Origin of the sequence: Rothia sp. HMSC065B04 (assembly GCF_001812285.1) — a bacterium.
Classification (GTDB): domain Bacteria; phylum Actinomycetota; class Actinomycetes; order Actinomycetales; family Micrococcaceae; genus Rothia; species Rothia mucilaginosa.
The window spans coordinates 707,009-720,435 of the sequence record NZ_KV808406.1; the positions used below are offsets into that span (position 1 = coordinate 707,009).

A 13,427-nucleotide genomic window follows, 5' to 3' on the forward strand; every position below is an offset into this window, starting at 1 on the left:
GCTTGAGCTATTAACCGCATATAGAAAAGCAGCTCACGGAGGCATTACGTCTCGTGAGCTGCTTTTCTGTGTGGACTTTTCGTGTTAACGGCAGAGGACGCCTCGTTACCCCACTGCATTAGGGTAAGAGGCGTCCTCAGCCGCTGAAGAACTATAGAGGTACTTCGTGCCCTCGCACGCTCCGGGAAAGAATCGCGCCGAACGACTGCCGCTCTCGCGACCTCACTCGCGCCGCCGGCGCCCCGTGGGGTTTGCGTGCGTCTTTACTCTCAAACACAACCTCGAAAGTAACTCTATAGATTTCTGCCATCGGTGATTGGTTGCGCGGTGCATGAATCCGGCTCGGGTCTGACATGACCGGTCAGGGTCCCGTCCAATCTGTCTCCCCAATTTATCGCTGCCACGATATCAGCGCTGGTCAGTGCGCTATGGGGAGTGTGTCCGCTGGTATTCTCGCGGCACAGCAAAAGTATTCCAGGAGTTTTTGAAAAAATCTACGGGCAAAGTTTTTACCCTAAAATGCACTATTTTGAGCATAGTTCAAGGTGAAGTTGAGGCTCTGTGGACTCTCAAAACCAAAAGTTGGTTTTTGTGGGTTTGTGGCGTATTTGCGTCCGGGAAATATTGTGAATGGCACCTTTAGCGCACCTTCAAGTCTCAGCCTTAATCTGAGTCATTCATGCACAAAAATGCAAAACTGGTGCTCAAAAGGTGAGAGGAAACACTTAAAGAAATTTTGTCAAAAAGGCCACTAAAGCCCCTCCATTAGCCCTTATAGGCATCATCCCGTCGGTTCGACAGACAGTCAGGAGAGCTGGTTTCACCGGGCGCGAGGCAACGGATTACAACCTAGCGGATATACAGCCCAGTAGATACAGCTCAGCCCCGCAGCGCAGTACTGCGGGGCTGAGCTGAAAACCTAGCTGAACCGAAAACCTATGCGGCAGGTGACACCCTGGCTGGCAACAACCTGGCGGCTACTTACCTTATGAGCTACTCGGCGGGACCGACCAATATCTACTCGGCGGGGCCGACCAGCGGGCCGACCTCCTCCTGTCCGAGCAATTCGCCGGAGGCACGCAGGTCGTCCTGAACGTCGAGGAGCATGGACACCGCGTGGGTTGCGCCGTCGCGGTCGCCAACCTCCACGGTGTGGGTGAGCCACTGGGCGATCGCGAACTCTGCGTAGAAGTTCGCGCGCTGCGCCAGGTAGGCGTCGGGTAGCTGAGGCATCTGCTGGCGGTACACCTCGATGGCCTCGTCGGTGAAGTCGATGTCCTGGCAGGAGTACAGCCACGCGAAGTCCTGTGCGGGGTCGCCCACGTGCACCTCGGACCAGCCGGTGACCTCAACAATGCGCGCCTCCGTAGGAGTCACGTGCAGCACGAGGTTCTCGGCACCCATGTCGCCGTGGACCACGCGCGGGCGGAACTGCCACATGGGGCTGGGGGAGAGCACGGCGCGCCAGTGCGCGAGCAGGTCGGCGGGCACCTTGCCGGTTGCGGCGGCACGCTCGAGCTCGGCGTTCTTGCGCAGGCGAATCTGCTCCGAAGAGTAGGAGGGCAGGTCAGCCTCGTAAATAATGTCTTCGGGCATCACATGCAGGGTCGCAATGTCCTTGGCGATGATGGACGCCAGGGAGGGGCGGTTCGCCGCAACTTCGCGGCGGCTCAGCTCAGCCAGCTGGTCTACGTCGTAGATGGTACCGGGGATGTGCGTGTACACGAACACGTTGCCGCCCGCGTACGGTACGGTGCCGGCGACGGTGGGTACGGCGAAGGGCAGTCGTGCGCGCAGGCCGGGGCTGAACGACTGCAGGATGAGGTGTTCAGCTTCCAGGCGCATGCTGGCATCGGGGCGGCGCGGGGCGCAGACTCGCCAGCGGCGACCGGTGGAGTCGGCGATGATTGCCGAGTCGAAGTCGTCGCTGTCTTCGCGGACCGGTTCGGCGCCGACGGGGTAGATCCCGGGCACTCCGGCGGAGACAATGGCTGCTAGCTGAAGGGGAGATAAAGTCACGGGTTAAGGTTACCAAACCTATGTGTGCCGTTTAGTAGTTTTTGGGATCTTTATGCCAAGTGGTGAAGATACTTGTGGACAAGCCTAAATGCACTCGGTGACGGTTGCTTGCATCCGGCTCCTGGCGGTTCCGTTATCTGCCTGTCGCCTCACGCCCTGAATGAAAGAAACGACGGCTAAGAAGCCCCGGCGCAGTCTGGGAGAATACAATGGAAGACCGGCTATCACCGCCTCGCGCGCCCGCATACCTATATGTTCACGTGCCCGCGCGAGCGCATGCCGCCTGCCCGCACCGCCCGCCTTACTGATGGAGCATTATGACCGCCACACCTCAGCAGCCTCAGCATATGATCTCCGCAGACGATATCCTTGCCGGGCTTGACCCGGATCAGCGTGCGGTCGCCACCGAGCTGAACGGCCCCATGCGCGTGCTGGCGGGTGCCGGTACCGGTAAGACCCGCGCGATTACGCACCGCATCGCCTACGGTATTGCGATCGGTCGCTACCAGGGCCCGCGCGTACTCGCCCTGACCTTCACCCTGCGCGCGGCGGAGGAGATGCGTACCCGCCTGCACCAGCTGGGTGCGCACGGCGTGCAGGCGCGTACCTTCCACTCGGCGGCGCTACGTCAGCTGGCGTATTTCTGGCCGCAGGTGGTGGGTGGTACGTTCCCGTCCATCGTGCAGAATAAGGCAGCGCTCATTACGGAGGCGGCGAACCGTCTGCGCATCAGCACGGACCGTTCCCTGCTGCGTGATTTGGCGTCGCTGATTGAGTGGGCGAAAGTTCAGCTGCTCACCCCGGACACCATCATGCAGCGTCTGAGCGAGAAGCAGCTGCCCTCGGCGGTTACCCCGCAGAATATGCAGCGTATTTTCCAGGCGTATGAGGATTTGAAGGATGAGCGTAACCTCATCGACTTTGAGGACGTGCTACTACTGACCATCGCCATGCTGGAGGAGGACGAGAAGCTCGCCGCGACCGTCCGCAACCAGTACCGCCATTTTGTGGTGGACGAGTACCAGGACGTGTCCCCGTTGCAGCAGCGTCTGCTGGATGCGTGGCTGGGCGGCCGCGACGATATTTGCGTGGTGGGCGACGCCTCCCAGACGATTTACTCTTTTACCGGCGCGACCAGCCGTTACCTGCTGGATTTTGCGCGCCGGTACCGTGGCGCGCACACGGTGAAGCTGACCCGCGACTACCGTTCCCATTCGCAGGTGGTGGAGTTGGCGAACCGCCTGTTGGCGGCGCGCCGTCCGCATCCGGATTCGAGCCCGCATTCGTGGGCGCCGCCGCTGGAGCTGATGTCTCAGCGCGGCCCCGGCGTGGATGTGGAGTGGTTCGGCTATGCCGACGATGAGCAGGAGGCGGCAGGCATTGCCGAGGATATCCGCGACCTGATTGAGAAGGACGGCGTGCCGCCTTCGGAGATTGCGGTGCTGTTCCGCACGAACGCGCAGTCGGCGGCGATTGAGTCTGCGCTGGCTGCCGCCCACATTCCGTACCAGCTGCGCGGCGCGGAGCGTTTCTTTGAGCGCCCCGAGGTCAAGCAGGCGATGCTTGCCCTGCGCGGTTCGGCGAAGTCCACGGACGGTACCGAGGACGTCACCCGCTACACCCGCGATGTGCTCGGCGGCCTCGGCTATAAGGAGGAAGGCCCCCTTTCGGGAGGCGCCACCCGCCAGAAGTGGGAGTCCCTCGCCGCCCTGGTGCACATGGTGGACATGATGGCGCAGCACCGCCAAGAGCAGCTTCAGGAGCACTGCGCGAACCCGCGCCCGGGCGTGCCCGAGCCGCTACCTTTGACCATGCACGAGGTTGTGGCGACCCTGAACCACCGCAGCGAATTTAATGACGCACCGCAGGTCAACGGCGTAACCCTCGCCTCCCTGCACGCGGCTAAGGGCCTGGAGTGGGACGCCGTGTTCCTGTGCGGCCTGAACGAGGGCCTCATGCCCATTACTTTTGCGACCACCCCGGACGAGGTGGATGAGGAGCGCCGCCTGCTGTACGTGGGTATTACGCGCGCCCGCAAGTACCTGTGGCTGACCTGGACGATGACCCGCACCGTGGGCGGTCGCGGTCAGCGTAAGCGTTCGCGTTTCCTGGACGATATTGATCCGGCGAAGCGCCGCCGCAGGGCTGAGAGCACCGGCTCCTCGTATAGCCAGGCTCGTTCGGCGCAGGCTCGTTCGGCGCAGGCTCGTTCGGCTCAGCCTCGTTCGACTCAGCCCCGTGCAACACAGGCTCGCCGTTCGTCGAAGGGAAGAGGAGACTATGGCTCAGCGTTTTAAGCGTGAGATTCTGCCCGCCACCGAGGACCGCCCGCAGATTGAGCTGGTCCGCTCGGCGCGCCGCACCCGCACCATCAGCATGCAGCGTGACGGCGTGGACGAGCACGGCAATCCCGCCTACCGCCTGCTCATTCCGGCTGCGAGTACGAGCGAGGAGATTGATGAGCATATTGCCCGCCTGCTGCCGCGCATTCAGCGTCGTGCCGCGCGCCGTGAGCGTGCCACGCAGCTGACGGTCACGGACGAGTACCTGCGCTCCCGCGCTCTGCACCTGGCGCAGAAGAACCTGCCGGAGCTGGTCGCCTCGGGCAGGCTCGAGAAGCTGTCGATTCGCTGGGTGAGCAACCAACGTCAGCGCTGGGGCTCGGCAACCTACGCGAACACACAGATTCGCATCTCCTCGGAGCTGCAGGGCGTACCGGAGTACGTGCTGGATTCGGTGATTCACCACGAGCTCTGCCACCTGCTGCAGCCGAATCATTCGGCGGCGTTCCGTGCTCTGGAGGCGCGCTACCCGCAGCTGCTGCGGGCGCAGGCCTACCTGGAGGGGTACGCGCTGGGGCGCTCGCGGGCTGAAAGTGAACGGGGCGAGCGCGGCGAAAACAGCGCCAGCTAAAAATCTCTCCGGCTAAAATCCAGCCGGCTAAAGTGCTTCCCGAAAATCAAAGAATCAAAAACCAAACGAAACATTCGAGCGGGGGTGGCTTGTACATTCACAAGCCACCCCCGCTCGAGGTGTCAGCTATTTACTTTCGCCGCTCAGCTTTACTTCGCTCAGCTCTACTTCTCTTCGGGCGCGTCGCCAAAGCCGCCGTCCAGCAGCTTCTGCAACTCCGAGTCGAAGTCCACGTCGTCCAGGCTGATTTCGTTCATGCGCGCATCGTATGCGGTGAAGTCTTCCAGCTCGGCGGGGGTGGGCAGGGTCTCCGGGGTGTCCCAGAGGCCGTCGCGTGCCTCAATGCCGTGGGATTCTTCGTACCAGCGCCAGAACTGCTGTGCCTCACGCACCAGGCGCGGGCGCAGTTCCAGGCCGACCAGGTTCTCGAAGACCTGCTCGCTGGGGCCGCCGTCGATGCGGCGGCGCGCCATGATTTCGGTCAGCTGCGGTGCCTTGGGTAGGTTGCGGGTCGCGTCCTCGGTTACGACGGATACCCAGCCTTCGATGAGGGCGAGCAGACCCTCCAGGCGCTGTACCGCCAGTTCCTGGTCTTCGGTGCGCTGGGGACTGAACATGCCGCCTTCGAATGCTTCCTGTACGGCGTCGGGGTTGCTCATGTCCACCTGGGATGCGGCGTCCTGCATGCGGTTCATGTCCACGCGAATGCCGCGGGCGTAGCGCGCCACGAGCTGAACCAGGTCTTCGCGCAACCAGGGGTTTGCCTTGTGCAGACGGATCAGCGCGGATTCACGCACAGCAAGGTAGAGCAGGACCTCCTGCGGGGGCACCTCGATGCTGTCGGCGAGCTGCTGGTAGCCGTTGGGCAGCAGCGCGGAGGAGCCGGGCGCGAGGGGGAAGCCCACGTCGGTGGAGGAGTACACCTCACCGGCGAGCTGCGCGAGTGCCTGCGCCATCTGCGCACCAAAAATCACGGAACCAATGTTGTTCAAGAAGCCGCTGTTGAGAATCTGCGAGATCTCTTCGGGCACGTCTTCGGGTGCGCCGGGCATGACCATGGACTGGGTGACTTCGGCTGCGACCGGCTCGACCATTTCGCGCCAGGAGTCGAAGGAATGCTCCACCCATTCCGCCTTGGACCACGCCTGCACCGGGTAGTTGTGGCGCTCAATGATAGTCACCGCGTCCAGCCAGAGGTCGGCGAGGTTCGCCGCGTCTTCTACGGCGCGCTTGAGGTTTTCGGGTACGGAGGGGTCTTCACCCATGGAGGCGAGCATCTGGCGGGTCTGGTTCTTCACGCTATCCCAGTTCACACCGCTGGGGCTGTCGGATGCGCCCGCGCCGGAGAACATCGCCTGCACCTGCGCGAACATGCTCTGCATCATGGCGGGGTCAAAGCTCATGCCCATGTTCTTCAGGTCTTCGGGGTCGATGCTGATGCCGAAGGGGTTCTGGCCGCCTTCTCCGAAGAGCGCGCTGAAGGGGTTCTGCGCGTTGGAGGAGGCGCCCTTGCCGCCCTGGCCGGTTGCCCCAGCGGAGGGGTCGAAGCCCTGCTCCTGCATCTTCTTAATGAATTCTTCGAGGGGGTCGCGCTCGTTGGAGGCGCCGCCGGTGGGGTTCTCAGACATGTAGAAGCCTTTCGTAATCCGGGGGTGGGCGCAGCTGGCCCGCTCGCTGTCCAGCCTACCGATTTTTGCTGAGAATTTCCCGTGCCATTGCTGTGGAAGCGGGTTAATCAGCTAAGGGCTCACAAGCTTGTCTTTGGGGCCGGGGTTTGGGCGCTTTTTCGTGCTGCCGTCACAGCGGGGCGCTGACATAGCGCGGCGCGGGTCAGAGCGTGAACGCCTCCTGGTTGCTCTATTTTTAGCGGGGTCACGGCGCCTGCCTGCGTGTTGTTACAGTGCCCGCCCGCGTGTTGAAAAGCAGGTTTATCCGGTACTGTAGAAACCATGACTAAGTCCACCCCTGATGCTGAGCAGCAGTCGAACGCCGCCTCCGCGAGCGTGAAGAGTAATGAGAAGGCGGCTAAGCGCCGTTCGCGTTTTGCGCCGCGCCGCGTGAACTTGCGTTCGGTGAGCGCTGTGGCGACGTGCGCCCTGCTGGCTGGTGCTTTTGTTCTGCCCAGTTCCTATGTGAAGGAGGGCCCCGGCCCGCTCTTTGACGTGCTCGGAACCTATCAGGAGAAGGACGTCATTGAGGTTTCTGGCGCGCCCAGCTATAAGACGTTCGGCAAGATGAACATGACCACGGTGTCGGTTTCGGGCGGCCCGTACACGGAGCTGTCCGGCGCGGAGGCGTTCTACGGCTGGTTGGCGTTTGACGGTAACCGCAGCCTCGTGGTGCCGACCGATGCCCTGTACCCGCACGTGAGCCATGAGCAGGCGACGGCGGCGACCGGCGCGCAGATGGCTGATTCGCAGACTCAGGCGAAGGTCGCGGCGATGCGCCAGCTGAAGATGGCGGTGACCGAGAAGGTTCAGGTGCTTTCCACGGTGGAGGGTTCCCCGGCGGCGAGCGCGCTGAGGGCTGATGACCGTATCGTGAAGGTGGGGGAGAAGCAGATTGAGACTCTCACCGATGTTCCGAAGGCGGTGAACGCTTCGAACGGCTCGCCGATTGATGTGACCGTGGAACGTGACGGCAAGCAGCAGACCTTTAAGCTGACCCCGGTTCGTTCCAGCGACAATAGCCGCTGGATTCTGGGCGCGGGTTTGAAGCAGAGCTATGACCTGCCGGCGCACGTGCAGTACAACCTGGACGGTGTGGGCGGCCCGAGCGCCGGTCTGATGCTGGCGCTGGGTACGGTGGATAAGCTGAGCGAGGGTACTCTGCTCGCCGATGAGGATGCCGGAGGCGACCCGTACCGCAGCTACATTTCGGGTACCGGCACGATTGATGCAGACGGTAAGGTCGGCGCAATTGGCGGTATCAAGTACAAGATTCTGGCGACGGGCCGTTACGGTGCGCGCTACTTCTTGGCGCCTAAGGAGAACTGCGATTCGATTGTGAAGATGCAGGCGCAGGACCCCGACCTGTTCAACTACTATCACGCCGGTCAGGTGCGCGGCACGATGGTGGTTGTGCCGGTGTCGACCCTGGATGAGGCGGTGAAGACGGTGGAGGCGATTAAGTCCGGCACCCCGGATGATTCCCTGCCCCGCTGCGGTTCCTAACATAACGTTTTTCTCCGCAAGGTTCTCACCCGTATAGCGTAGAAGTCAGCCCCGGTACTTTACGGTACCGGGGCTGTTCTGTGCCCTATTCTCTGTCCTCGTCTGCGTCTCCGTAATCCTCGCCAGCACCTCTCATCTCAGCATTTCGCGCCCAAAACCTCTCAACCCGGTCATATTTCGCCCCGAGCTTCTACGAGGTTCTGCCCTTCTGCTTGACCTCTGAGATACTTAAAGGCAGTTATTTTCTCTGAACGTATGATGAGCGAGGAATTGTGTCTGAGTCGACCAATAACACCGCGCATCCCAAGCCGACGAAGCCTGCCCCCAAGCGCCGTAGCCCCCTGAAGGCAACGATTGCTGTGGTGGCGGTGCTTATTGCTGCTTTTGTGGGTGCGTCCCAGGTGTACACGGACTGGCTGTGGTTTGATCAGCTGGGTTATAGCACCGTGTTCACTACCCAGATTTTGTTGAAGGCTGCCGTGTTTGTTGTGGCTGCCGTGGTGATTGCTGTGCCGCTGTGGGCTTCGATGTCCTACGCGGTCCGTCATGCTGATGTGGCGCCGGCGTCCGAGAAGAAGCCGCAGGAGGCGCCGAACCCGGATCAGAGCGTACCGACCAGCGGCACGGATGCTGCCGAGCAGATGCTGCGTGACGTATTTGGTCAGCAGCGTGCTGAGGAGAGTATGCGCCGCTACCACGAGAGCGTGGATAAGGCGCGTAAGGTTCTGCTGATTGCGGTTCCGCTGCTGTTGGGTCTGTTCATTGCTTCGGCGACGATGACTCAGTGGAGCACCGTCGCGCTGTTCTTCAATCAGCAGTCCTTCGGTAAGACGGACCCCGAGTTTGGTCTGGATTACGGTTTCTTCCTGTTTGCGTTGCCGTTCTTCCGCATGGTGGTGACTCTGGTGACCTCCGCTGTGGTGCTGTCGGCGCTCGCGGGTCTGTTTATGCACTACTTCTACGGCGGCATTAAGGTGCAGCCGGGTGGTGTGAGCACTACCGCGGCGTTCCGTCGTCATGCGGCGGTCGTGGCGGCTGCGTTCTTGCTGACTCGTGCGGTGAGCTTCTGGCTGGATCGCTATTCGTCGACTCAGCAGCAGGTGGGCCGTTGGGCTGGCGCAATGTATACGGACGTGAACTCGTCGATCCCGGTGAACGCTATTTTGGCGATTTCTGCTCTGCTGGTGGCGATCATGTTTATGGTGGCTGCTTCGATGAATCGTTGGCGTCTGCCGCTGATTAGCACCGCGATGCTGGTGATTGTTGCCGTGGTTGCTGGCGGCCTGTACCCGTGGATTGTCCAGCGTTTCCAGGTGGTTCCGAATGAGCAGGGTGCTCAGTCGAAGTTCATTCAGCGCAATATTGATGCGACCCGTTACGCGTACGGTCTGGACAAGATTGAGACCACTCCGTATGACGCGACGATTGATACCCGCGCCGGTGCGTTGAGCTCTTCGAGCGCGACCATTGCGAATATCCGTCTGTTGGATCCGAATGTTGTGTCCTCGGCGTTTGCTCAGATGCAGCAGTTCCGCCCGTACTACCGTTTTGATTCGCAGCTGTCGGTGGACCGCTATTCGGTGGGTAACACCACGCAGGATACGGTGTTGGCGGCTCGTGAGCTGAACCCGGCGCAGACGAGCGGCGATTCTTGGTATAACCGCCACGTGGTGTACACCCACGGTTACGGTGTGATTGCCGCGTACGGTAACCAGGTGGATTCTGCGGGTAACCCGAAGTTCTTGCAGTCCGGTATTAAAGCGACCGGTACCCTGAGCGAGGATTATGAGCCGCGTATTTACTTTGGCATGAGCTCGCCGGAGTACTCGATTGTGGGCGGTAAGGGCGACACCCTGGAGCTGGACCGTCCGCTTTCCGCTGAGGAAACCAACGCCTCCGATGCGAAGTACACTTTCGCCGGTTACGGTGGTCCTCGCGTTGATTCGCTGCTGGCTCGCCTGTCCTACGCGATTAAGTTCCAGTCCTCTGACATTCTGCTTTCGGACGCGGTGCGTGAGGGTTCGCAGATTCTGTACGAACGCAACCCGCTCGATCGTGTGCGTAAGGTGGCGCCGTACCTGAGCGTGGATTCTAAGCCGTACCCGGCGATTGTGAATAACCGCGTGCAGTGGATTGTGGATGCTTACACTACGAGCGATCAGTTCCCCTACGCGCAGGGTAGCTCCCAGGATGCGGCAACCGCTGCGGGTGCTCAGCGTTCTAACTCGGTGAACTACATCCGTAACTCGGTGAAGGCTACTGTGGATGCGTATGACGGTTCGGTGACCCTGTACGCGTGGGATGAGGAGGATCCGGTGCTGAAGGCGTGGCAGGGTGTTTTCCCTGGCACGGTGAAGAGCTACCGTGAGATGAACGCTTCGCTGATGAGTCACGTGCGTTACCCGACTGACATGTTCAATATTCAGCGCACCATGCTGAATAAGTATCACGTGACGAACGCGAATAGCTTCTACGCCGGTGACGATGTCTGGTCGATTCCGAACGACCCGACCAATGATCGTAACCAGCCGATTTCGCCCTACTACCTGTCCCTGCAGATGCCCGGCGATTCTCGCGCGCACTTCTCGTTGACGACTACGTTCATTCCTCAGCAGAGCGATTCGAACTCTCGTAACGTGATGTATGGCTTCCTTGCGGCTAATGGTGATGCCGGTACCGGTAAGGACGGCGAGCGTAGCCCCGATTACGGCAAGTTGCGTCTGCTGGAGTTGCCGCGTTCTTCGGTGGTTCCTGGTCCGGGTCAGGCTCAGAACATTTTCAACTCTGATGCTGAGGTGTCGAACCAGCTGAACCTGCTGCGCCGCGGTTCGTCTGAGGTTATTAACGGCAATATGCTGACTCTGCCGGTGGGCGGCGGCATGCTGTACGTTCAGCCGGTGTACGTGCAGTCGAGCGGTGACGCTAAGTACCCGCGTCTGCAGCGTGTGTTGGTGAGCTTCGGCGATAAGGTCGGTTTCGCTCCGACTCTGGAGGAGGCGCTGAACCAGGTGTTCGGTGGCTCTTCGGGTGCGAAGCTGGACGGTTCGGCGGCTAGCCCCTCGGCTTCTGCCTCTGGCTCCTCTGGTACTTCTGGTTCTTCGGGCGCTTCGACCGGCGGTTCGTCGGCTTCGCAGTCTTCGGAGCTGAAGCAGGCTCTGACGGATGCCTCGAAGGCGATGACCGATGCTGATGCGGCAATGAAGAAGGGCGACTGGGCTGCCTACGGTGAGGCTCAGAAGCGTCTGGAAGCAGCCGTGAAGAAGGCTCTGGAGGCTGAGGAGGCGCAGAGCGCGGCTTCCGCTAAGGCTTCGGCAGCGCCCAGTGCCTCTGCGGCTCCGAGCGCCTCTGCAGCTCCCAGTGCCGCGGCTTCTGCAAGCGCCCCCGCAAGCGCGAAGCCCAGCGCCAGCGCCTCGGCTTCTCGCTAAGACTAAGAGGCTAAGCCTAAGAGACAGCGGGGGAGTAGCCCATACCGGATGCTCACGGGTCTAGCGTCCTCGCTCTAGATCCGGGGCCTGCACTGGATACGGCTCCTACCGACTAGCTCTAGCGGTCTCTGCGGGAACGGGGTGGAAGTGATTCACTTCCACCCCGTTCCTGTATGTTCTACCCCTGGCACTGCCCCGTAGCCCCTATTCCTACCCAACTGCTTTCTACCCAACTGCTTTCTACCCAACAGCCCCTATTTTTGTGTGCTTGGTTACAAATCGCGTTTTTGGCTTGCATGCCCGGTTTGGGGTCTGTATAGTTGTATGAGTCGCCGCGGGGTGGAGCAGTTCGGTAGCTCGCCGGGCTCATAACCCGGAGGTCGCAGGTTCAAATCCTGTCCCCGCAACCAGAAAAACCCGGTATCTCAACGAAAAGTCGCTGAGATACCGGGTTTTGTTTTGCCCTGACGAGACCGAATCCCTATGTTATTCCCTACCTTTCAGCCAAACTCAGGCCCGTCGTCGAGGTGGGGGGAGGGGGGACTATCACCCAACATCGAGGACTATCATCCAACGCCCCTTCGGGGCGTATGACTATCTTCGCTCGTGCATGATCTCGTGGGAGGGAGGTTGCAGAGGAGGATTTTCACCGCCTAATCGGCGTTGATACCGGCTGTTTACCGCCTGAAAATGCAAAAGCGGTATAGCATTTTCCCTCGTATCTCAACCGAATCCCAACCCTTTACCGCCTTCACCGCCTAAAACCGAAAACTTTTATATATACACACGCATATGTAGGAAGATGAACACTCGCGTGTACACTTTTTAGAAATTAGGCGGTAGAGGCGGCAACACACCATGTTTTGACTGATATACCAACGTTTTCGATATACCGCTTAGCCTCAAACAGGCGGTAACTAAGCGGTGAAAGAGTAGCGTCCCGCATAGTGGTGTAACCGTGGGTGGTCGGCCCGTTTGATATGGGTGCGGTCACCGTGTGATCCTTCGAGAAAGCTCTCTACTTCTGACTCGAAACGATTTGGAGGCACAACGATGACCGCTCCTCATATTATCGACCCTGCTGGCCTGCTTGGCGAGGCGTTATCCCAGGCGTCCCCAGATTTGATGCGTTCCCTGCTCCAGCACGTGATTAACGCGTTGCTCTCAGCGGACGCTGACACCGTGTGCGGGGCCCAGTGGGGCCAACAAGACCCGCAGCGCCAGGCCCAGCGCAATGGGTATCGCCACCGGCCCCTGGATACCAGGGTCGGCACCATTGACGTGGCGATCCCCAAGCTACGCTCAGGCACCTACTTTCCAGAGTGGCTGTTGCAGCGCCGCAAACGCTCCGAAAACGCCTTGATCACAGTGGTCGCTGACTGCTACCTAGCAGGAGTATCCACACGCCGCATGGACAAGCTCGTCAAAACCCTGGGGATCACAGGACTATCGAAGTCCCAGGTCTCACGTATGGCAGCCGACCTGGACGAACACGTGGACGAGTTCCGCCATCGCCCCCTCGACGACGCTGGGCCTTTCACGTTCGTCGCCGCTGACGCACTGACCATGAAGGTGCGCGAAGGAGGACGCGTCGTCTCGTGCGCGGTCCTGGTTGCCACCGGAGTCAACAATGACGGACACCGCGAAGTACTGGGGGTGCGCGTATCCACCAGCGAGACCGGCCCGGCGTGGAACGAGTTCTTCGCCGACCTGGTCGCCCGAGGCCTCACCGGCGTGCGCCTGGTCACCAGCGACGCCCATCTGGGCCTGGTCGAAGCCATCGCAGCGAACCTACCCGGAGCCACCTGGCAACGATGCCGCACCCACTACGCCGCGAATCTCATGTCCGTCACCCCCAAAGCGCTATGGCCCGCCGTCAAAGCGATGCTGCACTCGG

7 protein-coding genes and 1 tRNA gene are annotated in these 13,427 nt (G+C 60.8%); 6 read left to right on the forward strand and 2 right to left on the reverse strand.

What is annotated here, in order from left to right; all coding sequences use genetic code 11:
* Window positions 1–1,017: 1,017 nt before the first annotated feature.
* Window positions 1,018–1,974, reverse strand: coding sequence for a phosphotransferase (locus HMPREF2845_RS03010; RefSeq protein ID WP_246824588.1), 957 nt, complete (start codon window positions 1,972–1,974; stop codon window positions 1,018–1,020).
* A 362-nt stretch (window positions 1,975–2,336) separates the two neighbouring features.
* Between HMPREF2845_RS03010 and HMPREF2845_RS03015 the strand changes: the two genes are divergently transcribed.
* Window positions 2,337–4,316, forward strand: a complete 1,980-nt coding sequence (locus HMPREF2845_RS03015; RefSeq protein ID WP_070633850.1) for an ATP-dependent helicase — start codon at window positions 2,337–2,339, stop codon at window positions 4,314–4,316.
* Window positions 4,300–4,932 carry a M48 metallopeptidase family protein gene (locus tag HMPREF2845_RS03020; protein ID WP_049349443.1) on the forward strand — a complete coding sequence of 211 codons (633 nt, stop codon included), beginning with the start codon at window positions 4,300–4,302 and terminating at the stop codon, window positions 4,930–4,932. Before HMPREF2845_RS03015 ends, HMPREF2845_RS03020 begins: the two co-directional genes overlap by 17 nt.
* 164 nt (window positions 4,933–5,096) lie before the next feature.
* On the opposite strand, the gene HMPREF2845_RS03025 is transcribed toward HMPREF2845_RS03020, so the two are convergent.
* Window positions 5,097–6,560, reverse strand: a complete 1,464-nt coding sequence (locus tag HMPREF2845_RS03025) for a zinc-dependent metalloprotease (protein ID WP_070541652.1) — start codon at window positions 6,558–6,560, stop codon at window positions 5,097–5,099.
* 321 nt (window positions 6,561–6,881) lie between these two features.
* On the opposite strand from HMPREF2845_RS03025, the gene HMPREF2845_RS03030 reads away from it, so the two are divergent.
* From HMPREF2845_RS03030 to HMPREF2845_RS03045, 4 genes are all read left to right on the forward strand, one after another.
* Window positions 6,882–8,105, forward strand: coding sequence for a YlbL family protein (locus HMPREF2845_RS03030; protein ID WP_070633851.1), 1,224 nt, complete (start codon window positions 6,882–6,884; stop codon window positions 8,103–8,105).
* A gap of 272 nt (window positions 8,106–8,377) precedes the next feature.
* The gene (locus HMPREF2845_RS03035; RefSeq protein ID WP_070633852.1) at window positions 8,378–11,530 is read left to right on the forward strand and encodes a UPF0182 family membrane protein; all 3,153 of its coding nucleotides are present in this window, start codon (window positions 8,378–8,380) and stop codon (window positions 11,528–11,530) included.
* Window positions 11,531–11,863: 333 nt separating this feature from the next.
* Window positions 11,864–11,940 (forward strand) — tRNA-Met (locus HMPREF2845_RS03040).
* 643 nt (window positions 11,941–12,583) lie between these two features.
* The coding region (locus tag HMPREF2845_RS03045) for an IS256 family transposase (RefSeq protein WP_070633853.1) at window positions 12,584–13,427 on the forward strand (844 nt) is incomplete at its 3' end.